Below are 25,684 nucleotides of genomic sequence, written 5' to 3' on the forward strand. Positions count from 1 at the left end.
TAAAGATATTTACGTATTAAGACTTGGACACAGACCTTTCAGAGATAAGAGAATAACAACTCATGTAATTTTAGTTGCTAGAGCGTTTGGCGCTAAAGGAGTTTTCGTTGAGGGAGAAGATTTTCAATTAGCTAAGACGATATATAATGTCTTGGAAGAATGGGGAGGAAAATCTTACTTTAAGTTAGAGTTTGTGTCTAATCCTAAAACTTTGGTCAAAAACTGGAAAGAAAAAGGAGGTAAGGTAGTTCATTTAACAATGTATGGACTAAATCTTACTGAAAAAGTATCAGAGCTCGTTCAGATTAAAGTTCCCTTATTAGTAATAGTAGGCTCAGAAAAAGTAGAAGGATGGTACTATTATAACGCTGATTATAATATAGCAGTAGGTAACCAACCTCATTCAGAAGTATCTGCACTGGCTATCTTTTTAGACAGAATATATAAGGGTGAGGAACTAAATATATCATTTAGTGATGCTAGACTTCTTGTTATTCCAAAAGAAAGAGGAAAGGAGGTGGTAAGACGTGAGTGATAAGACTGATACCTTAATCTTACAATTAGCGAAGGAATTGGTCGGTGAAGATGCGGCTGATTTATTAAAGTACTTACTAAAGAAAAGAACGGAAATAACTGATGAGGAACTGGCTAAAGAACTTAACGTTAAACCTAATGAGGTAAGGAAAAAACTCTACTTACTCTCTGAGCAGGGTTTTGTTGCTAGTAGGAAAACAAAGGACAAGGACTCCAGCTTATATATTTATTATTGGAAAGTAAATCTAGATCAGATAAACGATGTTCTTTTGAATAGAAAGAGGATGATACTTGATAAGCTAAAGATCAGGTATGAACAAGAAAAAGACTCATTATTCTACTTCTGCCCCCAAGATAATATAAAGTACACTATGGACGAGGCCTTAGAGAATGAGTTTAAGTGTCCTAAATGCGGAAGTGTTCTTCAATATTATGAATCAGAAAAAGCTAGGCAGTTTTTAGGACAAAAAATTAAACAGTTAGAAGATGAAATAGAAAAAGAGACAAAACGTGGGAAAACTAACGGTAGTTGATCTATTTTCAGGTGCGGGAGGTTTTTCTTTAGGTTTCAGGAAAGCTGGATTTGAAATCAAAGTAGCTATAGATATAAATCATTCGGCAGCAAGGACATACTCGGCTAACTTTCCTAACACAATAATTATTGAAGATGATATACGTAACATATCTGGTGACGATATAATACATTTAGTTGGAGGAGAGGTTGATATAGTTATAGGTAGCCCCCCTTGTGAACCTTACACTGGAGCAAATCCGTTCAGAATGAAAGAGCCTCTTGATAGACTTTACTTAGACGAAAAAGGAGAACTAACTCTTGAGTACATAAGACTCGTAGGAGAGCTTTCGCCTAAAATATTTATAATGGAGAACGTTCCATCAATTATTAATACAGAAAGCTTGAAGGATGCAATTAGGTTGGAATTTAGGAGAGTTGGTTATGAGAAAATATTCTTTAACTATCTAAATGCTGAGGATTATGGAAATCCATCAAGAAGAACAAGGGTATTTATTTCTAACATACCGTTGGATCCTCCTAAGTCGAGTAGATACGTTATGGTATGGGATGCAATCAAAGATCTATCCGATCCTAAAACCTATAACGAAGTTCCTAATCATGAAGTTCAGGAGGTTAATGATAGAAAACTTAAGGAAATCGCAAAGACGAAAATTGATGATTATCTAACAATGTTCAGAGGGAGTTCTGGTAGGAATATCCCATTATACATAAGGCTTAACCCTAATAAGCTAGCTCCTACTGTAATGGGTAATTCCAGATTTATACACCCATATGAGAACAGGTTTTTAACGGTCAGAGAGCAAGCAAGATTAATGAGCTATCCTGATTTTCACGTGTTTCTTGGAAGTAGGGATGATCAGTTTAATCAAGTAGGCGAAGCAGTAGCAGTAGCCTTATCTACTGCGATCGCGCGACAAATAATGAGTGAATACTATGCCCGAGATATTCGTAGTTCTGCATAATGTAAGTAGTGTTCAGAAATTATTAGATTTCGCAAAACTAGCGTTTAATTTAGAAATTAAGTATGTTATAGTGACTAAAATAGGTGGGGTAGCCGCTCAAGCAGGAGTAGCAGATGCAAGTAAATTAGCTTTTAAATTAAACAAATCGTTTATAGTACTACCAGACTTAAAGGATGCTATAGAGCTTTTCTCACCAGATTCAATAATCTTAATTTCTCAACAAGCAGATAAGGTCTTTTCTCCATCAATGATTACCAACAAGAAGAGAATAATGTTAATCTTTTCAGGCGTGGAATCTGGATTTAGTAAGATAGAGCAAAGTTTGGGAGACGTTTATAAGTTACCTGTCTTTAAGGGTGAAGTTCCACCCGTTGCTTCATTAGCTGTAATTTCATATATGTTGAGTGGAGAAGAATTTAAAAAAGATCAAAGCTAAAAAAGTTGTAGTGGGCCCGTCGTCTAGCCTGGTTAGGACGCCGCCCTTACAAGCTCTGCTAGGAGAGGCGGAGGTCCTGGGTTCAAGTCCCAGCGGGCCCACTTTTATTTTAAAATAAAATTTTAGGTGAAGTATGTAAGAAATTATCGTGCTACTTTTTTGTTCATAAATTTAAATTCACGTCAATTGTTTTTCTAAACTCGAGAGTTTTTACTTATTACCATTTTAGTTTCTCAATTAGTTCCTCGGCAGTTTTAAATATTTTACAGCAGTTATGGGAATCTTAGGGAGGTAATACCAAGAAGTCGGTATTAGCGAGAAGTTTTTAATTTTAGACGTCTTCATACTGAAAAGATGTCAAACGGAAAAGGACAAATCGAGTTAGCTAAGGAGAAGTTGATCAAGGCAGTGAACAAAGTCCTGGGCATAGTGAGGAGGAACGGGAGGAGCAAGAAGGTCGAGTTAGCACTAGTCCTCATGACCCTGCTAGGTGGTAGGGCCAGCGTGAAGAATGCTGCTGAGACGTTCGGGTTGGACTACGCAAACCTGCTGGAGGCGTTGGGAGAACTCGAAGACGCGTGGAAGGACTACTTAAAGGTACTGTCGGGGCTGGTGAAGGGTGAGGTAGCTGTAATCATAGACGACACCGTGGACCACAAGGAGTACTCCAGAGGAAAGGACGTGAGCCCCCACGGGAACTACTGGATCTACTGCCACACCCACGGGAGGTTCGAGAGGGGCGTTCAACTCCTCACGGTCGCCATAGTAGACCTCTCCACGGGCAGGGCGTTCATGGTGGGAGCCTTCCCCTACGCCGTGAGGAAGATGTTGGACTTGGGGATGGTCACCGAGTTCAAGACCAAGATCGACTTGGCCAAGGAGATGTTGGACGTGCTCAAGGGGTACTTCCGCGTGTCCAGGGTAGTCTTCGACTCGTGGTACTGGTCGGAGAAGCTCGTGACGGACAACGTGGTGTCTGAGCTCAAGTCCAACCAAGCTCAGGGTCGAGTCGGCCCGGGGGGACCCTCGAGGAGGTGGAGGGACACCTCCGAGTGGGAGACCTACCCCCCGGAGTCTACTACGCCGACCTAACCCTGGGAGACCGAGTGATTACGGTAAAATTGCTAGTCCAAGAATATAAAGGTGACTCCGGTACACACGTCAGATACCTCTACACGACTGATCTCTCGCTCAGTGAGGAGGAGATCGAGGAGGCATGGAGGATGAGGTGGGAGATCGAGAAGCTTCACAGGGACGTGAAGGCCTTGGGACTGGAGGACTCTTCGTTCTGGAGGAGAGAGAGGCTTCAGGGTTACCTCACGATCTTCACCATCATGGTCAACGTTGTCAGGGAGCTGGTGGGGGCTCTTAACCTGAGGAGCGTGGAGGCGTTCCTCAGGTTCGTTGAACGTTATTTAGGCGGACCACCTGGGCTGATGAAAATCTTTAAGTTACGTTAAAGTCCCATAACTGCTGTTATATGATTAAAAATATGGTAATGAGTAAAAAACATAGAAAATTATTTTGAGTAGTGATAATTTTATATTTTTGAGAAATATCAGATCCAATGATGAAAGACGAGGAAATAACTGATATTAAAGAAATAAGGAAGAAAATAGGAGAAACAACTGGTAAATTAATTTTTTATATAGTGCTCTATGTGGTAGTAGAAGCGATAATCAACAACCTAGTTTTTCCCTTTTTAGAGAAAATGATTACCTCACTACCTAGTATACCTTATATCAGTTCGTCTAGCAGTTCTACCAACGCCTCTGCAAGTACACAATCGATAGCCGGCTACGAACCTTACGTAAATATTCTAATATCGCTATTATTTGGATACTTTATAGTTCAAGCATTTGCTAATGTTTTATACTGGAATTTGAGATTAAAGTACGACCATTCGACCGCTGCTTCAATGAGAAGTGTTTTTAGACTAATAGGAATTGGAGCACTAGTAGCTGCAATAGCCGGTGGAACAGCTGGAGGGGCCGCAGGTGTAGCATTAGGTGGTTTTATAGGAATTGTAATAGGTTTTGCATCACAACAAGTTCTAGGCCAAGCAGTAGCTGGCATGTTCATCCTTCTAGCTAGGCCATTTAGGATTAAGGATCATGTTAATATACTTAGCGAAGAAGGAATAGTTGAAGAAGTTAGTACATTATTCACATATCTAAGCAAGCCAGACGGAACAACAGTGTTAGTGCCAAATAACTCTATAATAGGAAATAAGATCTATCTACTACCTAAATCGGGACAACAAGAAAAGAAGAGTTAGTTACTTTCTGAGTTCCATTTTTTAAAGCCTTTTAATACTCAGTAATACTTAACGTAATTTGTGGATAGAATAAAATTTTGGAATAAGTTCGTCTTACGTTTTTTAGAGATTTTTGCTGCACCATACTCAGTTCTTAGAAAAATATACCCTCAATTAGCAATTCTATCAATAGTAGTTTACGTAATAGCACTAGTATTCGTCTATTATCAACATCTCGACTGGATTTCAGCAATTTATGCTGCTGTAAACGTCATAACTACTGTAGGTCTTTACGCTCCAGACATCAACACAATGCCTAGTAATGAGAAATTGTTCTTAACCGTACTGATCTTGTTCACTGTAGGTCTTTTTGCATCTATGGTTCAATCTTTAATTGGAACCCTTGTAAATAAAAATATATGGATAGATGCCAGAGCGAGATGGAGAGGACAACATATGGTAAACCACATAGTCTTGATAGGAAATGCTGAAAGCATAGTTTCAGCTGCCAGAAAGTTACAGCAATTAGGAAGGGATTACGTAGTTTTAACTTCGTCTAAAATTCTTTATGAAGAACTAAAAGGGGATAATGTAATACTGGGAGATCCAAAAGAAGAAAATAATCTAATATCAGCAGGAGTTGAGAAGGCGTCAGCAGCGATAATTGCAATGGACGACGATTCCGAAACACTTCTAGTAACATTAAGAGTTCAAAAACTAAATCCTCCTTTAAAAGTAGTTACTATGGTTAAGGACATTTCAATGATAGATATTGTGAAAACAGCTGGTGCAGATGTGGTTATACCCTATGAGGATATAATGGGAAGAATGCTAGCATTTGCCTCACTTTCTAACTCCTTTGCAGGTATTATCTACTCAAGCAGAGAAAAAGAGTACTCAATAGGAGTGTTCGACGTTAAGAAGAGAATAAAGCTAAAAGATCTTCCTCCCAAGGTAATTCCGATCGCAATTCTTAGAGACGGTCATTTAGATCCCTATTTCGATAAAGAAACTGAAGTGAAGCCTGGGGAATCCTTGTTCGTTTTAGGAGATCCTTCAGCGTTTAAAGAAGTTGAAAAACTTCTGAGCTAAAAAGATTGTTTTAAGTTCCGTATCTCCACTGCTTCATATATTCTATCTGCTCCTTGGTCATGGGCTCTAACTCTATTCCCATTCCTCTTAGTTTTAGCATAGCTACAGTTTCGTCAATCTCTTGAGGAACATTATACACTTTCGGCTCCAACTTGTCTTTATTCTCGATAAGGTACTTCACTGACAAGGCTTGATTAGAGAAGCTTAAATCCATAACTTCGCTCGGATGTCCTTCAGCCGCCGCAAGGTTCACTAATCTACCGTCAGCTAATAAGTATATTCTTTTACCGTCATCTAGCGTATACTCCTCAAGGTAAGGTCTTATAGTCCTCACTTGCTTTGCTATTTCTCTCAACCATTTCACATTTATCTCCACGTTAAAATGACCTGAGTTAGCTAATATCGCTCCGTCTTTCATTTTCAGAAAGTGTTCCTTATTTATAACGTTAATGTTTCCAGTTGCTGTTACGAATATCTCTCCGATTTCCGCTGCCTTACTCATAGGCATGACGTCAAAACCATCCATTACCGCTTCTAAAGCCCTTAAAGGCGATACCTCAACGACAATAACCCTAGCTCCCATACCTCTAAGCCTTTGAGCTATACCTCTACCTACCCATCCGTAACCTGCCACCACGGCAACCTTACCAGCTATCAAAATATTGGTAGCCCTCAAAATTCCATCGATAGTGCTCTGTCCAGTCCCTATTCTGTTGTCGAATAAATACTTTGTAAATGCATTATTTACTGCTACCACGGGGTATTTCAACACTTTCTCCTCTTCCATAGCCTTTAGTCTGATAACTCCTGTCGTTGTCTCCTCAGTTCCTCCTATGATTTTCCCTGAGTAATTCTCGTGTATGTAAGCATGTAGGTCACCACCATCGTCCATAACTATTTGAGGCTCGTACTTCATTATCTCTTTAATGTTATTGTAATAATCATTCTCGTTCTCGCCTTTCCATGCGAAGACGCGTATACCTTCTTCAACTAAGGCCGCAGCAACATCATCTTGTGTTGATAAAGGATTACTTCCAGCTAAAGCAACCTCAGCTCCTCCGGCTTTTAGCGTCTTAACTAGCGCAGCTGTTTCCTTAGTCACATGAAGGACTGCACTTATTCTGATCCCCTTAAGAGGTTTTTCCGCTTCGAACTGGTTTCTGATCTCCATTAAAGCTGGCATGTGAAGTTCTGCCCATTCTATTTGCTTTTTACCTTGCTCTGCGAGTGAGAGGTCTTTAACCTTATAGTCCATATTTTAACCTCCTTTGCTTAATCTTCACATGGAAATTTAAGTATACCTACGGCGAATTTGTTAAAGAGATGATTTAATGGATAACAATGTCTCTTCCATACTTTGATATGTCAATAATGGTCATAGCTACTTCCTAGGTGCTCTTCCTATAACCCTATCATCATATTAGATAAGGAAAATCAATTTAGATTGGGGCTCTCCCATTTCGAGGTCAGATTCAATTAGAATGTGTGCGATTTACTAGGAAAAACGAAAAGTTACAGATAATTTTACAAAGATGTTAAACTCAATTCCTTTTCCTTATGGATTAACTTAGTTAACTAATTCTGATAGTGTGCAGTATTGAGGGAGAGATGGGATTCCTCTGTTAGGTTTAATTGGTAAAAACGACCATAACATTTTTAAAACATTCCTTAACACTATTATAGTGTTAGGGCCCGTAGCTTAGCCCGGTAGAGCGCCCGGCTCATAACGTCTTTGAGAGACCGGGTGGTCCGGGGTTCAAGTCCCCGCGGGCCCACTGGTTTTCCTTGGTTAGTTTAATAAACATGACGAGTCTTATATGCTAAAAAGTAAAATGGTTATGAAGAGCTTTTCTTAAGGATTTGCTCTCCTGACCGAAATGCAATTTAACGATAAAGAAAATAGGAATATGAAAAGTATGCGGGGGGTGGGACTTGAACCCACGCAGGCCTACGCCAGCGGATCACTTCCGCGGAGTCTTAAGTCCGCCCCCTTTGACCAGCTCGGGCACCCCCGCGCAAGTATTTCATATTATGTCTGACTTTATATTTCTTTCCCATGCTATTAAGGATTTATTTTACCCGCCTATACGTGAACTTAAATGATACAATGAACAGCTTAGAGATTGTAATAAAAAGCAAAAATCTTAATTTATACTCTGATTGTAGTTTTTAGGGGTAAATATAGTATGGTTGCTCACTCTAAAGGTTATAGGACTAGGACTAGAAAGTTACTAACAAAAAGCGTTAGGGAGCGTGGTGCTGTACCACCTTTAAGTTCTTTAATGTATGAGTATAAGGAGGGAGAATACGTAACAATAAGAATCAATCCCTCTATACATAAGGGGATGCCCCACAGAAGATATCATGGTAGAGTAGGTATAATAGTGGGAAAGAGAGGAAAGGCTTACGAGGTTAAAGTAACCCTTGGTGATAAGGAGAAGGTAATTATCGTCAGACCTGAACATTTAGAACCTTTTAATGGCGTTAAAAGGTGAAAATTTTTGTCCTATTCCATTCGAGTTATAGAAGAGCATCATATTCCTTATTCTGTAGCTAAAAAATACCTACAAGATTTAATAAGTAATGGTAATTCATCGAATCTACTTCAGAGGACGTTCGATTACTTAAATTCTATCTCAAAGTGTGATAGTAAGGGAGCAGAACAAATAATGGAGGAGTTAAAGGAAATAGTTAAAAAAGAAGAACTTAGGGCTATGATTGCTAGCCTATGCCCTCAGACTATAGACGAGGTTAGAATTATTTTGGCAACTGATACTTCCACAACTTATACTACAGAACAAGTCCAAAAGATTATTGAAATAGTTAAGAACCATATGGAGAGTTGAGGTTTTTACTTTTAAAATTATATAATACAGTGTATGCAAAGGAAAAGACCAATTAAGGAGCGGATGGAGAAAGCAGTATACGTGCTAGACTATCTAAGGGAAGGTAATCCTCTTGACAAACACACTGTACATAAAAACAGACCAGTACTTCAACTAGTAGGAGAAGATTATTTCATGCTTATGGAAGCTTCTCCTCTTAATTCCCACCAAGACTTTCAGTTGGAGCAGAGAATAGAGTTAGTAGACAACTCTTATCTGAAGATAGACTTTCACATCACATATGAGGATCTCACGTCTGTTGCTAAGGATGAACTAGTGAAAGTACTGAGATTAATAGTAGAAAATAAAGCCAAGTTGTTTACGGAGTTTTTCAATAAAGCTGAGCCTTTAACGTTAAAATTACACGCACTCGAGCTATTACCTAATATTGGGAAGAAGACGTTGAAGACAATCTTAGAAGAACGAAAGAAAGAACCCTTTAAAGATTTGCGAGATATAGAACAAAGAGTCGGGATAAAGGACGTTATCGGAATAATAGTAGAAAGAGTAATAAAGGAAATACAAGGAGGTGAAAAATACTATCTCTTTGTATATCCATTGGAAGAGAAGAAAAAACCTACAGAACACTTCGTGTATTTGGGCTATTTGGAAAGATTGAGTAAAGATGCCCAGTAAGGGTCAACATTTTTTAATAGATTTAACAGCCATAAATAAAGTAATTTCTTACGTTGATTTTTCCAAGAGACCTATTATCGAAGTAGGAGGAGGAAAAGGTGCTTTAACTACATTACTAAAACCGGACTTAACTGTTGAAATTGATAATTCATTAACTAAGTATTTGAAGGATTATAACCTCGTAATAGCCGATGCTGTAGCTTCGCCTTTTTTTAGGGGTCAGGTAGTATCATCACTTCCTTACTATATAACTTATGATTTTATGAGAGAAATGGTAAAAAATTCTAGGATATTTAGACTAGTTCTTCTATTACAAAAAGATTTTATAGAAAAAATTTTCAACAAGGCTACATATATATCATTTACACTCCACTATCATTTTACCATCCATTCTAAAGATATAATTCCTCCGAGAGCTTTTTCACCTAGACCTAGAGTTTATTCTCAAATAGCAATCTTCGAGAGAGTTAGAGATTATAATCGGCATGTGGACGAAGTTCTAAAGTGTGTTAGTTCGTATAAGAATAAAAAACTCAGTTCAGTAGCTAAATTGTGTGGATTAAAGGTCACTTCAGATAGGAGGATAAGGGACTTTAAACCATGTCAAGTAATAGAGTTATTGAATTTTCTGGGTATAGAATATGTATAAATGAAAACGTGTATGAACCAGGTGAAGATACAGAAATACTCCTAGATCTTTTGAAGATCAATCAAGGAGACAAAGTATTAGACATGGGATCTGGAAGCGGCATTCTAGGTTTCTATGCGGTAAGAAAAGGGGCTAAGGTTACGTTTATTGATATAAATCCTTATGCAACTGAGGCAACTCTATGCACCCTTAAACTAAATAACGTGAACCCTGAGAAATTTGATATAATTAACTGTGATCTTCTCTCTTGTTTACGTAAGGATGTAGCTTATGATGTAGCTATTTTTAATCCACCTTACCTTCCTTACGAAGAGTACAATTCTTGGATAGGGTATAGTTGGTCTGGAGGTAAGAATGGGATCGAAGTCCTTCTGAGATTTCTTAATAGTATTAGAGCTAAAAGAATATATATTGTATTCTCCTCTTTATCGGATTTTGACAATTTACTTATAGAAATTGAACATATAAATTATAAAATAACAGATAAGAGGGAAATAACAATAGGTTATGAGACAATTATGGGATTGGAGTTGGTAGCTAATGATAAGGCTCATCGTCGTGGAACCTGAAGGAGCATATAACGTAGGTTTTATAGCTAGACTTGTAAAGAATTTCAGTGTAGATGAATTCTATTTAATTAATCCTAAATGTAACATGCAGGAAGCAATTAATTTCTCTGCCCAAGGTAGGGAGATATTAGAAAAGAAAGTCGTTATAGTTTCCAATTACGATGACGCGATTGAAGACCTTGATATAAAGATAGCTACCTCAAGCATAGCAGATAATGAAGGAGATTTATTGAGAAAGTCGATTAAACCATGGAATCTGGACAGATTTATTGAGGATAACAAGAAAATAGGGTTAATATTTGGTAGAGAAAGCGTAGGGTTAACAAGAGAGGAGATCATGAAGGCAGACTTCTTACTACATATACCTGGAAATCCTGAATACCCAGTCTTGAATTTATCCCATGCAGTCGGTATAATTTTATATGAAGTTTTCAAGTTACGAAACGTTAAAAAGGCAGAAACAAATGAGGGTGAGAGAATTTCGAGTGAGTCCATCAAACTCCTAGATTATTACTCTAAAAAAATAGTAGATATGTTAAAACGTAGTGAAGGAGACGAGTACATGTATATTTCCCTCAAGAGAGCTCTTCTAAAAGGTATCTCTAATGAGGTAGAAGCAAGGACGATTATAAGGCTTTTACGAAAGGTGTACGTAAAAGTTAGCATTGCTGAGGGAAAGAGTGAAGATGAAATAGAGTGAAAATTTTTTATAAAGGTTGTTGGATTAAAAGTTAGTCATGTCATCAAAAGCTAGCTCGACGATTAAGGACAAGTGGAAGCTTAAGAAGTGGTTTACGATCCTAGCACCTAAAGTATTTGGGGAAGTACCCTTAGGTAGTACTCCAGCTTTCGATGTCTCGCAGACGATTAACAGAAAAGTTGAGGCAACACTTTATGATTTAACCGGAGATTTTAGTATGGTTTATGTGCACTTATATTTTAAGATAGTAGGGATTGAAGGAGAAAGAGTAGTAACGAGATTCGCAGGTCATGAGTTATCCAGAGACTATATTAGGTCTTTAATTAGAAGAAAAAGTTCGAAAATAAACGCAATAACAGATGTAACAACTCAGGACGGGTATGTAGTTAGGGTTAAGGGACTAGCTCTTACTACATATAGGGCTCATAGGTCACAAAAAACAGCTATTAGGAAGATAATGGCTGACATTGTTACAAAGAAGGCTGCAGAATCGACATTTGATCAATTTGTACAAGACGTTGTATTTGGTAAACTAGCTAATGATATATTTCAAGAGGCTAAGAAGATATATCCTCTTAGAAAGGTAGAGGTCGAGAAAACTAAAGTAATTAAAGTTCCTGCATCATAACATTTTTATGAAAGCTGTAATATTAGCTGCAGGTCAAGGTGAAAGATTAGAACCTATTACTCATACTCGTCCTAAACCTTTTATTCCTATCTTGGATAAACCTTTAATTCTTGATATAATAGAGCAGGTAAGGAAGTATGTAAATGAGGTTTTGGTCGTAATAAGTCCTGATCATAAAGAATATTTCGAAAAAAACATAAGTGGTGTAGCACTAATCGAACAGAAGGAAGGAAAAGGAACTGGAGCTGCACTGAAAGCTGTATCTTCAGTAATTAAGGATGACTTTATCTTGATTTACGGTGACGTGTTTATAGGAGATAAGAGTGTTCTTAAGCAATTCTTAAGCGAAAAAAACGCAATCCTTGGCGTAGAGGTGAAAAATCCTAAGGATTACGGAGTTCTGGTAATGAACAACGGTAACTTATCAAAAATAATAGAAAAACCAGAAATACCGCCTTCTAACCTTATCAACGGAGGGATCTACAAGTTTTCTCCTGACATATTTGCCTACCTGGATAAAATTTCCCTATCCGAAAGAGGTGAGCTAGAACTTACTGATGCCGTGACGATGCTAGCTAAAGAATCGCAAGTCAAGGTTATTAGATATCAAGGATTTTGGCTAGATATAGGGAAGCCGTGGAACATATTAGATGTGAATAAATGGGTTTTAGACAATTTACCTTCCAGTGAAAATTTCGGTAAAGTAGAAGAAAATGTAAAAATTAAGGGAAAGGTTGTCATTGGAGACGGAGTAGAAATAAAATCCGGTACATATATAGAAGGACCAGTTTTTATAGGGGAAGGAAGCGTTATCGGTCCCAACTCTTATTTACGTCCTTATACTGTTCTAGTAAAAGATAATAAGGTAGGAAATGCTGTGGAGATAAAGGAGAGCGTAATCATGGAAGAAAGTAAAATCCCTCATTTAAGTTATGTAGGGGACTCTGTTATTGCTGAAGATGTGAATTTTGGGGCTGGTACTCTAATAGCTAACCTGAGGTTTGATGAGGATGAAGTAAAGGTTAATATCAAAGGCAAAAAAGTAGGAAGCGGACGAAAAAAACTTGGTGCTATAATAGGAGGTCACGTGAGAACGGGTATAAATGTTACAATTCTACCCGGTGTTAAGATAGGAGCTTATGCTAGGATATATCCTGGGGCTGTGGTAAATAGAGATGTAGGGCGTGGTGAATTTTTCAGGGCTTAGCAGTAGATGAAACTATTTTTAATATATCGTTATTTTGTAACTTATAATCATCTCCTACTCTCATTTTGTTTCTAACATTTATTGCATAGAGAAAACCTTTAGCAAGCTCAGAGTGTATTTCTTGAGCTAAATCTTTCGGCGTGGATCCTTTTCGTATTAATATCGCGTCCGGAAGTACGTTACCATTATGGTCTGTCAACTTTTTCTCGTCCTCTACGGGATAAACCACTATCATTCCCAGAGCATCAAATACAGCTGAGTTTATCGCCTGCTGAACTCCGGTGCTCCCGTACTCTTCTAAAACGTTTTTCTTTATATAATCTAATGCGTCTCTCTGTTTTTGAGGGAGTTGTTTTAGCACCTTAAAGTCTCTTTCACCTGGGATATATTCTATCAAGCCGCTCTTAGCAGCTTTTCTTAGAGCTAATTCTGCCTCTGCACTAGTTGGTATTACCCACTTGTATTTTTTAGTAAGTTTTTGGATAAATTGTTTTGCTTCTGGTATATCTGACTTATTTGCTGCTATGATAATAGGTTTAGAAATTTTCCTAAGTTTTTTGCTAAAATTTCTGAGATCTTCTTCGCTCCATTGCATTAATTTTAGATTTTCTAACTTTGTTTCTCTGAGTGTTTCTATAATGTGATATTTGTTAATTGATAGCCCTGAGAGCTTAGATAAAAGCTCGTCCACGGGATCTCTGTTAGTGAGATCGACGGTTCTTGCAAACTTTTGCCAATCTTTAGATATAATAGAAAAGAACCATTCCTCAATTTCTTTTTCTATGAAACTTATATCTTCTTCAGGATCCCTTATACCCGGTTTTACTGGAATTCCTTCTTCATTTGTACTTCCGCTAGCATCTACTACATGAATTAACACGTCAGCTTTTCTTAACTCATCAAGGAATTTATTTCCTAAACCTCTTCCCTCATGGGCACCTGGAATTAATCCTGCCACATCTACTAGTTTAACTGGAATAAAGCGATAATCGTTGATGCATATTGAATTTCTGGGGTTACATTTAACATTAAACTCTTTATGTACACAGAGTTGTTTTACGTATGCAACACCCACATTAGGTTCAATAGTTACGAAAGGTCTATTAGCTATCTCTACATCTAACATAGTTGCAGCAGCAAAAAATGTACTTTTCCCTACGTTCGTTTTTCCTATCAGTCCTACAGTTATCATTCAAGATATTATCGGACAAATGAGTTTATTAATTAGTTGTTAATTAAGTGAGTAGAAGAATTATGGCATCATCAATGTATAGTTACATAGAAGCGACATGGCAAAAAGAGGAGTGGAAAAAGAGTGTGCTGAGGAAAAGGTTAATAGAATGGAGAAGAGATGAAGCTATTGTAAGAGTAGAGAAGCCGACTAGATTAAATAGAGCGAGGGCTTTAGGTTACAAGGCTAAGCAAGGTTTTGTAGTAGTCAGAGTTAGAGTAAGAAGAGGAGGTTTAAATAAGCCTAGACCTAACAGCGGCAGGAGACCCAAAAGAATGGGTGTTTATGGATACTCCCCATCTAAGGGGTATAGGTGGATTGCCGAAGAAAGAGCTGCAAGAAAGTTCCCCAACTTAGAAGTCTTAGGTAGTTATTATGTCGGAGAGGACGGTTTGTATAAATACTATGAGATAATAATGGTCGATCCAAACCACCCAGTCATTAAGGCTGATCCTAACTTAAAGTGGTTACAAGACCCTGCTAATAGGAAGAGGGTATTTAGAGGTTTAACAAGTGCTGGAAAGAAAGCTAGAGGATTAAGGAAGAGTAGAGGGTTAAAAGGAACGATATCACATAAGTGGAAGAAGAAACAGAAAGAGAGAGAACTAAAGAAAAGACACGAAGCTTCAAAGTACTATAGATTACAGAATTTCAATAAGATACCTGGGAAATGAAGGTAGCTTTTGTTTCAATTTCTGTATTTTGTCACGAAACAGAAGATAGAAATAAAATACTTAACTCATTAGAGTACTTTTTTAGCTTAGACAATGCCGAAGTTAAGGATAGCGTAGTTCAAGGTCACTACGGCAATAGAATTGAAATTATAGAATACAAAATGAAAGGAAGAGAGGCTCAAAATGTTTTCGAGAAGATTCTTAACTCATTAGACAAGATGGATCTAATTTTATTAGCGTCTACTTTGCAGGCAAGGACTGACAAAGGAAAATTACATTTAAGGATAGATAAGCAGAGATTTATAGAGGAAAATAAGATTTTCCTAAGAGACGGGGATGATGTTATAAAATTAGTAATATCCTTTAAGAACTTTAGGAATACAGATGAAATTGTTGAAGAGCTGAAATATCTTGTTAGTAGAGACCTGCGTAAAGACAATTGAATTAAGAGAGTATGCCAAAAAACTGGGCTACGATGAAGTTCTTTCAGAGGATAAGTACGACTCCAGATATAGACTTTCTTTGGAATTAAGTTCTAAAGAGGAGTTAGCTAAGTATATACGTAAGATTAAAGATAATAAGGTAATCTTGTTCGTAAAGCCGCTATCATTTGAGGCTTTTAAGTATTCTTTACAATCTCCCAAAGTAGCAGCTTTGATATTAGACAGAAAAAACATAGGACTAATTGGTAAGAAGGGTAGTTTGAATTTAATAAGACAAGCCAAGAAGCCGGTTGAAGTGCAGTTAAAAAACCTAGAGGTAGACGTCATCTATAAAGTAATCCAGTGGAATAAGTGGATTGAATATCCTATTCTCTCATCGTGTGCTTCGAAGTTTAATGAAATATGGTCTCCATTATCTAAATTTTCCCTCTTAGTAACATTGGGTGCTAATGAGAGCGACGCGTTAAAGTGGATTTATAATAACCCTACATTACTAATTGGTAATTATGATAGGACAACTACTTATTGATGTCGTTATATTTATCTGGCTTGTCATTCTCACATTATATTCAGTTAGGTATAAGGTGATATATTTCAAAAAATTGAGGGCTGGTAAAAACGTTAAGGTGAAAAGATATATCGTATTCGAAATGATCCCTACCCCTTTTCCACAAGCTGAATTAGAATCGGCAATTCGTAATGCTGTAAAGGAATTAGGAGGTAAGGCTTGGCTAGAGATTTCTAACCCAAAAGTAATATTAACTTACCAAAATTACGGGGTTATATCGAGTACTAGAGCTGGATACAAAATAGTTATCGCTAGTCTACCTCTCGTAAAGAGCATCAACGGGCAAGAAGTTTTACTAGTCCCCAGAAGAACTACAGGAAGCTTAAAAAGGGCAAAGAAATTAATAGGTATTAGATGATGACGCCGTCCCAGACTGTAAGAATGATGTGTACGCGACGAGCTGAATAACACTTTTTTACCTAAAGTATGTACTCATAATTGGGAGAAAAAATTGGCATTTGGACCAGCGGCAATGGGATATGATAGAGCCATAACCATATTCTCTCCAGATGGCTCATTATACCAAGTAGATTATGCATTTGAAGCTGTAAGAAAAGGATGGACTACTTTGGGAGTTAAAACAAAGTCTGCAGTAGTACTATTATCAGAGAAAAAGAAAGCAACACAATTATTAGATGTTGACAATATAGAGAAAGTTTATCTGCTAGATGATCATGTAGGTTGTAGCTTTGCCGGATTAGCTTCAGATGGCAGAATTTTAATTGACTATGCTAGGTCTCAAGCACTACAACATAGGTTAATTTATGACGAGCCTATAAATATTGACTATTTGACCAAACTTGTGGCTGATATAAAGCAAGCCTATACACAACATGGTGGAGTAAGACCATTTGGTGTAGCACTGATAATTGGCGGAGTTGACAAAGGGGGAATACCAAAATTACTTATGACAGAGCCTAGCGGACAGTTCATGCCTTATTATGCAGTAGCAATTGGACAAGGAGGTTCTGTGGCAACTGAGTATCTAGAGAAGAATTATAAAGAAGATTTATCAGTAGAAGATACAATACTTTTAGCACTCAGGGCTTTAGCTTCTACATTAAAACCTGGTGAGAAATTAACTTCCTCTACAGTAGAAATAGGCTATGCCTCTACAGATGTCGGAATTTTCAGGAAGATGTCGGTTGAGGAAAGAACTTCTATTTTACAGAAGTTATAGGGGGGCGTTAAAAAATATATGACGAAAAAGGAGGAAATGGTTATTGCTAGATACGAACACGGGGGAGAAAGGTTTGAAATATTAGTGAGACCGAAAGAGGCTATGGATTTAAGAAATGGGAAGAGTGTTAGCTTGTCTGACGTAGTCGTTTCAGATACTATTTATAAAGATGTTAAAAAAGGTTTGAAAGCATCACCTTCTTCCCTAAAGAAAGTATTTGGTACTACTGATTTTGAAGAAGTGGCTAAACAGATAATACTAAAAGGTGAGATACCGCTAACGGCAGAACAAAGAAAGGAAATACTAGAGAATAAAAGAAAACAAGTGATAGATTATATAGCTAGGAACGCGATAGATCCAAAAACTAATTTACCAATTCCTAGAACTAGAATAGAAATGGCTATGGAACAAGCTAAAGTTCAAATCGATCCAAATAAGGACGTCGAGGGACAAGCATTACAGATTGTAAAGGAAATAGCTAAAGTAATTCCTATAAAGATAGCTAAGGCTTTAATTGAGATAAAAGTAGATCCTAAATACAGTTCAAAGGTTAAGTCTCAGTTACATAATTTGGGAGAGGTAAAGAAGACTAATTGGTTGGGAGATGGGACATTAGTAGCTGAAATAGAGATACCGGCTGGTGCTCAACAGGAAGTTATAGATAAGCTAAATTCTCTAACTAAAGGAGAGGTTGAAGTGAAAATTGTCCAGGTGAAATAGATGGTAGAAAATTCAGGTTCTAAAATTTTCTATCAAGATAGGAGTATTGTCACACCAGGTGATTTGATAGCTGAGGGAGAATTCCAAGTTCCGTGGTCTCCTTATTTTTACAAGATAGGTAATAAGTATTATTCGGCAATTACGGGACTTCTCAGCGTGAAAGAAGGAAATATTTTCGAGGTAATACCTCTTGAGGGTCAGCGTTATTATCCTAGAATTGGGGATACAGTCATAGGTTTGATCGAAGACATAGAAATATATGGATGGGTAGTCGATATTAAATCTTTTTATTCTGCATATTTACCAGCGTCTTCCTTGCTAGGAAGGGCAATAGCACCAGGAGAAGATCTGAGGAGGTTTCTAAACATAGGTGATTATATATTAGCAAAGGTTGAAGCATATGATAGGACAATTAATCCAGTTTTAACAGTTAAAGGTAAAGGATTGGGTAGAATATCTTCTGGGGTTATAGTGGAGATCTCTCCTGCTAAAGTACCAAGAGTTATAGGTAAAAATAAGAGTATGTTAGAGGTTTTAACATCAGAGACTGGTTGTGATATCCAAGTAGCTCAGAATGGTAGGATTCTCGTAAAATGTGCAAATAGCTTAAGTGAAGAAACGGCAATAAGTGCCATCAACATCATTCAATCAGAGTCGCATATAAAAGGCTTAACAGAAAGAATAAGAGCTTATTTGAGAGAGAAATTAGGTGGGAGTAAAAATGATGCAAGTGCAGAAGCCAAGACTAATACTTGAAAATGGGCTAAGGACTGACGGTAGAAGACCTGACGAAATGAGGCCTATAAAGATAGAATTGGGAGTATTGAAAAACGCAGATGGTTCGGCTATTTTTGAAATGGGAAATACCAAAGTACTAGCGGCGGTTTATGGACCAAAGGAGATGCATCCAAGGCATTTAGCTTTGCCAGATAGGGCATCTTTGAGAGTAAGATATCATATGACACCTTTTTCGACAGATGAGAGGAAGAATCCTGCACCCAGTAGACGTGAAATTGAGTTATCTAAAGTTATAAGAGAGGCTTTAGAGTCTACAGTGTTAACTGAATTATTTCCGAGAACAGTTATAGATGTCTTTATGGAAGTCTTGCAGGCAGATGCAGGAACTAGGTTAGTGTCTCTTATGGCAGCGTCGATGGCTTTAGCTGATGCTGGTATACCTTTGAGGGATTTGATAGCAGGAGTGGCAGTAGGAAAAGCTGATGGAATAATAGTTTTAGATCTTAATGAGCCGGAAGATATGTGGGGAGAAGCTGATATGCCTGTCGCAATGCTTCCCTCTCTAGGACAAGTAGCTTTGCTTCAACTTAACGGTAATATGACTCCTGAAGAGTTTAGGAAAGGTCTTGAGCTTGCTCAAAAAGGGATTAATATTATTTATAATTTACAAAAAGATGCTTTGAGGAAGAAGTACGCAGAATATAGGGAGGAGTAAAAGAAATGTCAGTTACACCTTCTAATCAAAATATAGTCCCGTTTGTTAAAAAGGAGAATATACTAGCAGCATTAGATAGAGGAGTCAGGATAGACGGCAGAAAGTTGAACGAATATAGAAAACTTTCGATAACTTTGGGATATGCAAAAAAAGCTGAGGGCTCGGCTCTAGTTAAGTTAGGTGACACTACTGTTTTAGCTGGTGTAAAACTAGAAGAAGAGGAACCATTTCCAGATACTCCAAATCAAGGTAATTTGGTCGTTAACGTTGAGTTATTACCATTAGCTTATGAGACTTTTGAACCCGGCCCACCAGACGAGAACGCTATTGAGTTAGCAAGAGTAGTTGATAGAAGTTTAAGGGATTCCAAGGCTGTAGATCTATCAAAATTAGTGATTATACCTGGTAAAAAAATATGGACAGCATGGGTTGACGTCTATGTACTTAACTATGACGGAAATATACTTGATGCTTGTACTTTAGCTTCAGTAGCCGCGTTGTATAATACAAAGTTACCTAAGATAGAGGTAGAGGGAGAGAATGTTCGTATTATAAGAGAGGAAAAAACTGATATTATTCCAATTAATTATCCAGTTGTTACTGTAACTGCAGCGAAAATAGGAAACCATATTATTGTAGATCCGAACATTGATGAGGAAAGTATAGCTGATGTGAAGTTATCAATCTCATATACTAGAGATGGTAGGATAGTTGGTATGCAGAAGAACTTCAGTGGTAGTCTAACTTTGCAAGATGTAGATATGATGGAGAATATAAGTAGGAGTGCAGCTCAATATTTACTCGAAGAACTTAAAAAGTACCTTAACCTTTAAGAGTGTGAAGAACTATGGGGAAAGTTACCGGAATAGCAGGTAGATTTGGACCGAGATATGGATCATCGCTGAGGAAAAAGTGGAAAGAAATAATGGAGAAAAGGTATAAAGATCATCAATGTCCTGTGTGTAAAACTACCGGTAAGGTAGTCAGGTTAGCGGCCGGTATATGGTATTGTGAGAAGTGCGGCGCAAAGTGGGCGGGGCTTGCCTATACGCCGTACTAGAGTTATTTTCACGTCTACTAGAGACGCCCCGGTTAGAGTTAGATCGTTTTTGAATGAACTCGAAGATATTATACCTTTCTCAAAGCGTATAAACAGAGGTAGACAAAGCCTAGATGCAATTCTTAGGAAAGCCAAGTTTTTTCAAGCATCGTATCTTGTGGTTGTTGGGATAAGAAAGGGTAATCCTTGGTTTTTTCTAGTTTATGATCTTTATACCTCTTCTCTAAAGTATAACCTTAGAATTTTGGGAGTAACATTGAGGAAAGAGATACTAAAGGTCGAAAAAGATTCAAAAAAAGTAAGAAAAGGATGTATAGGGTCAATAGAACATGATACAATAAAGAAATTGTTACTAGATTTAGGCTATTATTCGATATCTTCATGTGATGCATATGCATACGGCGAGGCGATTATCACTGAAGGTAATAAGAAGTTGTATCAAGTAAAGTTCTTAGATAACCAAAATAATATTTTAGGTCCCATAATTAGGTTTGATTATAATGAAGGTATTGATCGAAATCAAATTTGAGAATGTAGATGACAGCTTGAGGAAAATTTTGTTTAATTCGATATTATTGGAGAAGGTAGACCAAAGAGTAGTAAATATTGACAAGGATAAAAGTCTTATTATAATAAGTGCTAATTCGATAAGTAGGGGAAGAGCTATAATGAACTCTTATATATCCTGGATATACACAATAATAGAGACATTAAACAAGGTGAAAAATAATGACCGAAAGAATACCCCCCGAGCTTAAGGCTGAGATTGTAAAACTTCAGCAATTACAAGATCAACTTAATAGAGTATTAACAGAGAAAAGTGTTATAGATAATCAATTACGTGAAGTAAATAAAGTTTTGCAAGAATTAACTCAGCTACCTTCCGATGCTATAGTATATAAAATGGTAGGAAACTTATTAGTTAAGGTCAATAAAGACGAGATTCAGAAAGAACTAGACGAACAGAAGACTATACTTGAGTTAAGGTCAAGGACTTATCAGAACCAAGAGGCTAAGTTGAGAGCACAACTCGAAGAGAGGCAAAAGAAGGTCAACGAATTAATGGCTAAGTATTATCCACAAGGCAGTGGAGTACCAAAGGCTTAAGTAGTCATTACAACGATTTTTTATACTGTGTTACGCATTTATGCAGACTATAGGGAAAAGGAAAGTGGGATTCCAGATCTTCTTAAAGATTTTGGTGTGGTTGTTGTTTTAGAAAATTTAAGCGTTGCAGATTATGTGATATCCGAGAGGATCGGGGTAGAAAGGAAGTCGGTTTCTGACTTAGTAGCTTCAGTTTATGACAAGAGGTTTTTCGACCAGTTGTCAAGGCTGAAGGAAGCTTATGAAGAGCCCTTCTTACTCGTTGAAGGGAAGCTAGATTATGTGAGAAATATTACGGATAAATGGGACGCGATAAATGCTGCCCTTATATCTGCATTAGTGGACTACGGAGTTAGGATTATCTATTCTACGAGCAAAAGAGATACTGCTTATATTCTATATAAACTAGCTGATAAAGTAGTAAATCATCAAGATAATGGATACAGAAGTATTATCAATCTTCATGATAAGCCTAAGTTTGAGAGCTTGAAAGATATACAAATATACGTCGTGGAGTCTTTGCCTCATGTAGGTAGTAAATTAGCGCCTAAGCTTTTAGAAAAATTCGGTTCAATAGAAGGATTATGTAAGGCCTCTATTGCAGAACTGGAAAAAGTCATAGGGAGCAGAAAAAGAGCTGAAGAAATTTACAGAGTTCTTCATACAAAGTATGTTGCTGACAGCGAAAATAGGCAGGAGAAAAAATCAGGAGGGATATTAGATTTTCTCTAAGTTACAATCTTAATTGCATACTGAATTTCTTTTTCTCGGCCTTCCAATCAACATTGACCGGTGGTAAGCCAGATTTACTCCTAAGATAATTGTATGCCGATAAGGCTGCCTTAACTCCCTCCGCTGCTGCTACTACTGCTTGTTTGTAGGGAGTTGATGTCACATCACCAGCCGCAAATACACCCTCCATACTTGTTTTTCCTAGCTCATCAACTATAATTTCTCCTTTATCATTTAATTTCACTAAATCTTTTACAAAGTCAGTTCTCAGCTCATAACCCATCTCGATAATAACTCCTTCAACCTCTAACACCTCAGTCTTTCCGTCTTTTAAGTTACTTATCACTATTCTAGAAACTTTCTGATCTCCTTGTATTTCCTTTACAGTATACCCTAAATATAACTTTATATTATTGTTACTAAGTACACCCTTAACTAGATTTTCGTCTGAACCTACTAACACTGCGGATCTAGATATATAATAAGCTGGCTTTGCATATCTGGAAAGTAACTCTATCGCCTCTAACCCCGGTTCTCCTTCACCTACTACAGCCGCAGGTTTGTCTTTAAAGAAAGCGGCATCGCATATTGCACAATATGACACACCTTTTCCTTTAAATTCTTGTTCTCCTTTCACATGGAGTTCTCTAGGAGTTTTACCGAATGCAAGGATCAAAGTCTTTGCTATATACTCTCCTTTTATTCCCTTTACTAAGAAAATATCTCCCTTTTTCTCGATCTTATTTATTTCTTCTCCGTAAATAAACATAGCTCCGAATTTTTTAGCCTGCTTCTCTACTTTTTGAGCTAAGGCAAGTCCGGTAGATGACTCTATTGCGGGATAATTCTCTATAAGTTCGGTCAACGTAAGTTGTCCTCCTAAATCTTTTGACACTACTAATGTCTTCATTTTCTGTCTTGCTGTATAAAGGGCTGCACTCAAACCTGCTATTCCGGCTCCAATTATGATCACATCATATACAATATTTTCGCTCATATATTGATTAAGTAAGTTCTTATAATAAAAATTTAATTTATGAAACAATCTTATTGGATATTTTCGCTCATATATTGAGTAAAATTGATAATCAATGAACTTTAATTAATTATTCTCACAGTTGAGAAAGTTATAAACTATCGTAAGTATAACTCCCAATACACTTTAATATTCAAACTCATTACTTACTAACTAAATACGGTGATATAAGCCTTGCCACGTTATAAGACAGTAGAACAAGTACTGTCTTTAATGAAAGATGTAACAAGAGTTAGAAATATCGGTATAATTGCTCATGTAGATCACGGTAAAACTACAACGAGTGATACATTATTAGCAGCATCAGGAATTATTTCCCAGAAAGTTGCTGGTGAGGCATTAGCGTTAGATTATCTATCTGTAGAGCAACAAAGAGGTATCACAGTAAAGGCTGCTAACGTCAGCCTCTACCACGAGGTTGAAGGTAAAGGTTACGTAATTAACTTGATTGATACACCAGGTCACGTAGATTTTAGCGGTAGAGTAACTAGAAGTCTTAGAGTTTTAGACGGATCCATTGTTGTTGTTGACGCAGTAGAAGGAGTAATGACACAGACAGAAACAGTATTGAGGCAGAGCCTCGAAGAAAGGGTAAGACCTATTCTATTTATAAACAAAGTAGATAGATTGGTAAAAGAGCTAAAACTTAGTCCTCAAGAAGTTCAGAAGAAACTTACGGATCTGATAATGGAAGTCAACAACTTAATAGAGATGTATGCTGAACCAGAATTTAAAGAGCAATGGAGAATTAGACCAGAACTAGGTAACGTGGTATTTGGTTCAGCTAAGGATAAGTGGGGATTCACGGTCCCCATGGCAGCTAAAAAGGGAGTCAAATTCAGTGATGTAGTAAACGCTTACTCGAGCGGAGATAAATCAAAGATCGAAGAATTAAGTTCAAAATCTCCCATACACGAGGCTCTTTTAGACACTGTAATTAGGTTAGTTCCGAACCCGAGAGAGGCTCAGAAGTATAGAATTCCGAAGATATGGAAAGGCGACTTAGACAATGATTTAGTAAAGGCAATGCTCAATGCAGATCCTAACGGACCTATCGTACTCATGATCAACGATATGAAAGTTGACCCTCATGCTGGTCTTGTTGCTACTGGTAGAGTGTTCTCAGGAACTTTGAGAGCTGGAGAAGAAATCTGGCTTGTGAACGCTAAGAAGCAGCAAAGAGTTTTACAAGTAAGCCTTTACATGGGTGCAACGAGGGAATTAGCCGAAGAGATTCCAGCTGGTAACATTGCAGCTGCACTAGGTCTTGACGCAGCGAGGTCAGGTGAGACAGCAATAGATGTGAGGTTCAAAGACACTAATTTTGGAAGCTTTGAGAGCCTACACTACGTTTCAGAGCCAGTAGTAACTATTTCAGTAGAACCGAAGAATCCGAAAGACTTAACTAAGATGATTGATGCTTTAAGAAAGCTAAGTATTGAAGACCCTAATTTAGTTGTAAAAATTAATGAGGAGACTGGCGAATACTTGCTTTCAGGTATGGGATTCCTTCATTTAGAGGTATCGTTACAGCTACTGAAAGAGAATTACGGTGTAGACGTAGTAACAACACCACCAATTATAGTTTATAGAGAAAGCATAAGAGCTAAGAGTCAAGTGTTTGAAGGTAAGTCGCCCAATAAGCACAATAAGTTGTATATAAGTGTAGAGCCGTTAAATAATGAGACTATCGAGCTTATTGCGAACGGTACAATAAAGGAGGATATGGACAATAAAGAGATGGCTAAGATATTGAGAGATAATGCTGGTTGGGACTATGACGAGGCTAAAAAGATAGTGGCAATTGATGAAAACATAAACGTCTTCGTTGATGCAACCAGTGGTGTACAACACCTGAGAGAAGTAATGGACACTATAATCCAAGGATATAGACTAGCCATGAAAGAGGGTCCATTAGCATTTGAACCCGTAAGAGGGGTAAAAGTAGTGCTTCACGACGCAGTAATACATGAAGACCCAGCCCATAGGGGCCCAGCTCAGTTATACCCAGCAGTGAGAAATGCGATTTTCGCGGGCTTCCTAACCGCTAAGCCCACATTGTTAGAACCTTTACAGAAGCTTGACATAAGAGTACCAATGGAGTACGTAGGTAATGTATCTGGAGTTATAACTAGGAAAAGAGGAAAAGTACTTGACATGACTCAAAGTGGAAACGTTGCCAGAATTACCGCTGAGATCCCAGTATCAGAGTCTTTCGAATTAGCCAGTGAATTGAGAGCAGCAAGTGCGGGTAGAGCATTCTGGGGAACTGAGTTTAGCAGATGGGCTCCAGTTCCAGACAGCTTACTAACTGATATCGTTATGAAAATAAGGGAGAGAAAAGGAAAGCCCAAGCAATTGCCTAAAGTTGAGGACTTCTTATCGTGATT

General features: G+C 37.6%; 31 protein-coding genes, 3 tRNA genes and 1 pseudogene. 31 read left to right on the plus strand and 4 right to left on the minus strand.

The features are described 5' to 3' along the window. Positions 1–52 precede the first annotated feature (52 nt). The 8 genes and pseudogenes from WIW72_RS12350 to WIW72_RS12385 all read left to right on the plus strand — a co-directional run bounded on the left by WIW72_RS12350 (position 53) and on the right by WIW72_RS12385 (position 5,816). Positions 53–535: a tRNA methyltransferase gene (locus WIW72_RS12350; protein ID WP_337700027.1), complete on the plus strand. Its 483-nt coding sequence runs from the start codon at positions 53–55 to the stop codon at positions 533–535. Positions 536–551: 16 nt separating this feature from the next. After that, the gene (locus WIW72_RS12355) at positions 552–1,067 is read left to right on the plus strand and encodes a transcription factor (RefSeq protein WP_337700025.1); all 516 of its coding nucleotides are present in this window, start codon (positions 552–554) and stop codon (positions 1,065–1,067) included. Further along, positions 1,045–2,031 carry a DNA cytosine methyltransferase gene (locus WIW72_RS12360; RefSeq protein WP_337699452.1) on the plus strand — a complete coding sequence of 329 codons (987 nt, stop codon included), beginning with the start codon at positions 1,045–1,047 and terminating at the stop codon, positions 2,029–2,031. Before WIW72_RS12355 ends, WIW72_RS12360 begins: the two co-directional genes overlap by 23 nt. Next, on the plus strand, positions 2,003–2,467 hold the full coding sequence (locus WIW72_RS12365) for a RecB-family nuclease (protein ID WP_337699450.1): 465 nt from the start codon (positions 2,003–2,005) through the stop codon (positions 2,465–2,467). The genes WIW72_RS12360 and WIW72_RS12365 overlap by 29 nt, the downstream gene beginning before the upstream one ends. Positions 2,468–2,479: 12 nt before the next feature. Further along, a tRNA-Val gene (locus WIW72_RS12370) sits at positions 2,480–2,568 on the plus strand. Between the two features lie 253 nt (positions 2,569–2,821). Next, positions 2,822–3,927 (plus strand): annotated as a pseudogene (locus WIW72_RS12375) (transposase). 110 nt (positions 3,928–4,037) lie between these two features. After that, positions 4,038–4,745, plus strand: a complete 708-nt coding sequence (locus WIW72_RS12380) for a mechanosensitive ion channel domain-containing protein (protein ID WP_337700784.1) — start codon at positions 4,038–4,040, stop codon at positions 4,743–4,745. Between the two features lie 60 nt (positions 4,746–4,805). Next, positions 4,806–5,816 (plus strand): potassium channel family protein, encoded by a 1,011-nt coding sequence (locus WIW72_RS12385; RefSeq protein WP_337700783.1) that lies wholly within the window; start codon positions 4,806–4,808, stop codon positions 5,814–5,816. 10 nt (positions 5,817–5,826) lie between these two features. Here the strand turns inward: WIW72_RS12385 and ahcY are convergent, their stop codons facing one another. Further along, on the minus strand, positions 5,827–7,071 hold the full coding sequence (gene ahcY / locus WIW72_RS12390; protein WP_337700782.1) for an adenosylhomocysteinase: 1,245 nt from the start codon (positions 7,069–7,071) through the stop codon (positions 5,827–5,829). A gap of 433 nt (positions 7,072–7,504) precedes the next feature. Between ahcY and WIW72_RS12395 the strand changes: the two genes are divergently transcribed. Beyond that, a tRNA-Ile gene (locus tag WIW72_RS12395) sits at positions 7,505–7,591 on the plus strand. Between the two features lie 142 nt (positions 7,592–7,733). Here the strand turns inward: WIW72_RS12395 and WIW72_RS12400 are convergent. Continuing rightward, positions 7,734–7,831, minus strand: a tRNA-Leu gene (locus WIW72_RS12400). 171 nt (positions 7,832–8,002) lie between these two features. Here WIW72_RS12400 and WIW72_RS12405 point away from each other — a divergent pair. Genes WIW72_RS12405 through spn form a run of 8 tightly spaced genes read left to right on the plus strand, consistent with a single transcriptional unit; the run spans position 8,003 to position 13,090 of the window. After that, complete coding sequence (locus WIW72_RS12405; protein ID WP_337700780.1) at positions 8,003–8,311, plus strand: 50S ribosomal protein L21e; 309 nt, start codon at positions 8,003–8,005, stop codon at positions 8,309–8,311. Between the two features lie 6 nt (positions 8,312–8,317). Beyond that, a complete protein-coding gene (locus WIW72_RS12410) occupies positions 8,318–8,662 on the plus strand; it encodes a DNA-directed RNA polymerase subunit F (RefSeq protein ID WP_337700778.1) in 345 nt (114 codons plus the stop codon). Between the two features lie 33 nt (positions 8,663–8,695). After that, positions 8,696–9,337: a DUF655 domain-containing protein gene (locus WIW72_RS12415; RefSeq protein ID WP_337700775.1), complete on the plus strand. Its 642-nt coding sequence runs from the start codon at positions 8,696–8,698 to the stop codon at positions 9,335–9,337. Continuing rightward, positions 9,327–9,986, plus strand: a complete 660-nt coding sequence (locus WIW72_RS12420; RefSeq protein WP_337700773.1) for a 16S ribosomal RNA methyltransferase A — start codon at positions 9,327–9,329, stop codon at positions 9,984–9,986. The genes WIW72_RS12415 and WIW72_RS12420 overlap by 11 nt, the downstream gene beginning before the upstream one ends. After that, positions 9,938–10,555, plus strand: a complete 618-nt coding sequence (locus WIW72_RS12425; RefSeq protein WP_337700771.1) for a HemK2/MTQ2 family protein methyltransferase — start codon at positions 9,938–9,940, stop codon at positions 10,553–10,555. The genes WIW72_RS12420 and WIW72_RS12425 overlap by 49 nt, the downstream gene beginning before the upstream one ends. Beyond that, the gene (gene trmJ / locus WIW72_RS12430) at positions 10,527–11,255 is read left to right on the plus strand and encodes a tRNA (cytidine-2'-O-)-methyltransferase TrmJ (protein WP_337700769.1); all 729 of its coding nucleotides are present in this window, start codon (positions 10,527–10,529) and stop codon (positions 11,253–11,255) included. The genes WIW72_RS12425 and trmJ overlap by 29 nt, the downstream gene beginning before the upstream one ends. A 37-nt stretch (positions 11,256–11,292) precedes the next feature. Beyond that, complete coding sequence (locus tag WIW72_RS12435) at positions 11,293–11,883, plus strand: 30S ribosomal protein S3ae (RefSeq protein WP_337700768.1); 591 nt, start codon at positions 11,293–11,295, stop codon at positions 11,881–11,883. Between the two features lie 7 nt (positions 11,884–11,890). Further along, complete coding sequence (gene spn, locus WIW72_RS12440; protein WP_337700766.1) at positions 11,891–13,090, plus strand: bifunctional sugar-1-phosphate nucleotidylyltransferase/acetyltransferase; 1,200 nt, start codon at positions 11,891–11,893, stop codon at positions 13,088–13,090. Here spn and WIW72_RS12445 read toward each other — a convergent pair. Continuing rightward, entirely contained in the window at positions 13,080–14,282 is a 1,203-nt protein-coding gene (locus WIW72_RS12445) for a redox-regulated ATPase YchF (protein WP_337700764.1), read from the minus strand. The two genes, spn and WIW72_RS12445, sit on opposite strands and share 11 nt — an antisense overlap. Positions 14,283–14,344: 62 nt before the next feature. Here WIW72_RS12445 and WIW72_RS12450 point away from each other — a divergent pair, with 62 nt between their 5' ends. From WIW72_RS12450 to xpf, 13 genes are all read left to right on the plus strand, one after another. Continuing rightward, the gene (locus WIW72_RS12450) at positions 14,345–14,995 is read left to right on the plus strand and encodes a 50S ribosomal protein L15e (protein ID WP_337700793.1); all 651 of its coding nucleotides are present in this window, start codon (positions 14,345–14,347) and stop codon (positions 14,993–14,995) included. Next, positions 14,992–15,438, plus strand: a complete 447-nt coding sequence (locus tag WIW72_RS12455; protein WP_337700762.1) for an RNA-binding domain-containing protein — start codon at positions 14,992–14,994, stop codon at positions 15,436–15,438. Before WIW72_RS12450 ends, WIW72_RS12455 begins: the two co-directional genes overlap by 4 nt. After that, positions 15,407–15,967: an RNase P p30-like protein gene (locus WIW72_RS12460; RefSeq protein ID WP_337700760.1), complete on the plus strand. Its 561-nt coding sequence runs from the start codon at positions 15,407–15,409 to the stop codon at positions 15,965–15,967. Before WIW72_RS12455 ends, WIW72_RS12460 begins: the two co-directional genes overlap by 32 nt. After that, the gene (locus WIW72_RS12465; RefSeq protein WP_443295055.1) at positions 15,945–16,364 is read left to right on the plus strand and encodes an Rpp14/Pop5 family protein; all 420 of its coding nucleotides are present in this window, start codon (positions 15,945–15,947) and stop codon (positions 16,362–16,364) included. Before WIW72_RS12460 ends, WIW72_RS12465 begins: the two co-directional genes overlap by 23 nt. A gap of 93 nt (positions 16,365–16,457) precedes the next feature. Next, positions 16,458–17,186, plus strand: a complete 729-nt coding sequence (gene psmA / locus WIW72_RS12470) for an archaeal proteasome endopeptidase complex subunit alpha (RefSeq protein ID WP_337700758.1) — start codon at positions 16,458–16,460, stop codon at positions 17,184–17,186. A gap of 18 nt (positions 17,187–17,204) precedes the next feature. After that, positions 17,205–17,906 (plus strand): ribosome assembly factor SBDS, encoded by a 702-nt coding sequence (locus tag WIW72_RS12475; protein ID WP_337700756.1) that lies wholly within the window; start codon positions 17,205–17,207, stop codon positions 17,904–17,906. Further along, positions 17,907–18,662, plus strand: coding sequence for an exosome complex RNA-binding protein Rrp4 (gene rrp4, locus WIW72_RS12480; protein WP_337700754.1), 756 nt, complete (start codon positions 17,907–17,909; stop codon positions 18,660–18,662). Further along, a complete protein-coding gene (gene rrp41 / locus WIW72_RS12485) occupies positions 18,628–19,359 on the plus strand; it encodes an exosome complex exonuclease Rrp41 (protein ID WP_337700752.1) in 732 nt (243 codons plus the stop codon). Before rrp4 ends, rrp41 begins: the two co-directional genes overlap by 35 nt. 5 nt (positions 19,360–19,364) lie before the next feature. Next, positions 19,365–20,192: an exosome complex protein Rrp42 gene (rrp42, locus tag WIW72_RS12490; RefSeq protein WP_337700750.1), complete on the plus strand. Its 828-nt coding sequence runs from the start codon at positions 19,365–19,367 to the stop codon at positions 20,190–20,192. 14 nt (positions 20,193–20,206) lie between these two features. After that, positions 20,207–20,419, plus strand: coding sequence for a 50S ribosomal protein L37ae (locus tag WIW72_RS12495; RefSeq protein WP_156005136.1), 213 nt, complete (start codon positions 20,207–20,209; stop codon positions 20,417–20,419). Continuing rightward, positions 20,400–20,948 (plus strand): Brix domain-containing protein, encoded by a 549-nt coding sequence (locus WIW72_RS12500; RefSeq protein ID WP_337700748.1) that lies wholly within the window; start codon positions 20,400–20,402, stop codon positions 20,946–20,948. Before WIW72_RS12495 ends, WIW72_RS12500 begins: the two co-directional genes overlap by 20 nt. Positions 20,949–21,148: 200 nt before the next feature. After that, a complete protein-coding gene (locus WIW72_RS12505) occupies positions 21,149–21,526 on the plus strand; it encodes a prefoldin subunit beta (RefSeq protein ID WP_337700746.1) in 378 nt (125 codons plus the stop codon). Between the two features lie 27 nt (positions 21,527–21,553). Beyond that, the gene (xpf, locus tag WIW72_RS12510) at positions 21,554–22,258 is read left to right on the plus strand and encodes a 3'-flap repair endonuclease Xpf (protein ID WP_337700744.1); all 705 of its coding nucleotides are present in this window, start codon (positions 21,554–21,556) and stop codon (positions 22,256–22,258) included. Between the two features lies 1 nt (position 22,259). Here xpf and WIW72_RS12515 read toward each other — a convergent pair whose 3' ends face one another. Further along, positions 22,260–23,255: an NAD(P)/FAD-dependent oxidoreductase gene (locus tag WIW72_RS12515; RefSeq protein ID WP_337700742.1), complete on the minus strand. Its 996-nt coding sequence runs from the start codon at positions 23,253–23,255 to the stop codon at positions 22,260–22,262. A 213-nt stretch (positions 23,256–23,468) separates the two neighbouring features. Between WIW72_RS12515 and WIW72_RS12520 the strand changes: the two genes are divergently transcribed. Continuing rightward, positions 23,469–25,682, plus strand: a complete 2,214-nt coding sequence (locus WIW72_RS12520; protein WP_337700740.1) for an elongation factor EF-2 — start codon at positions 23,469–23,471, stop codon at positions 25,680–25,682. Positions 25,683–25,684 lie beyond the last annotated feature (2 nt).

The sequence above is a fragment of the Stygiolobus sp. CP859M genome, assembly GCF_037389975.1.
Taxonomy (GTDB): Archaea; Thermoproteota; Thermoprotei_A; order Sulfolobales; family Sulfolobaceae; genus Stygiolobus.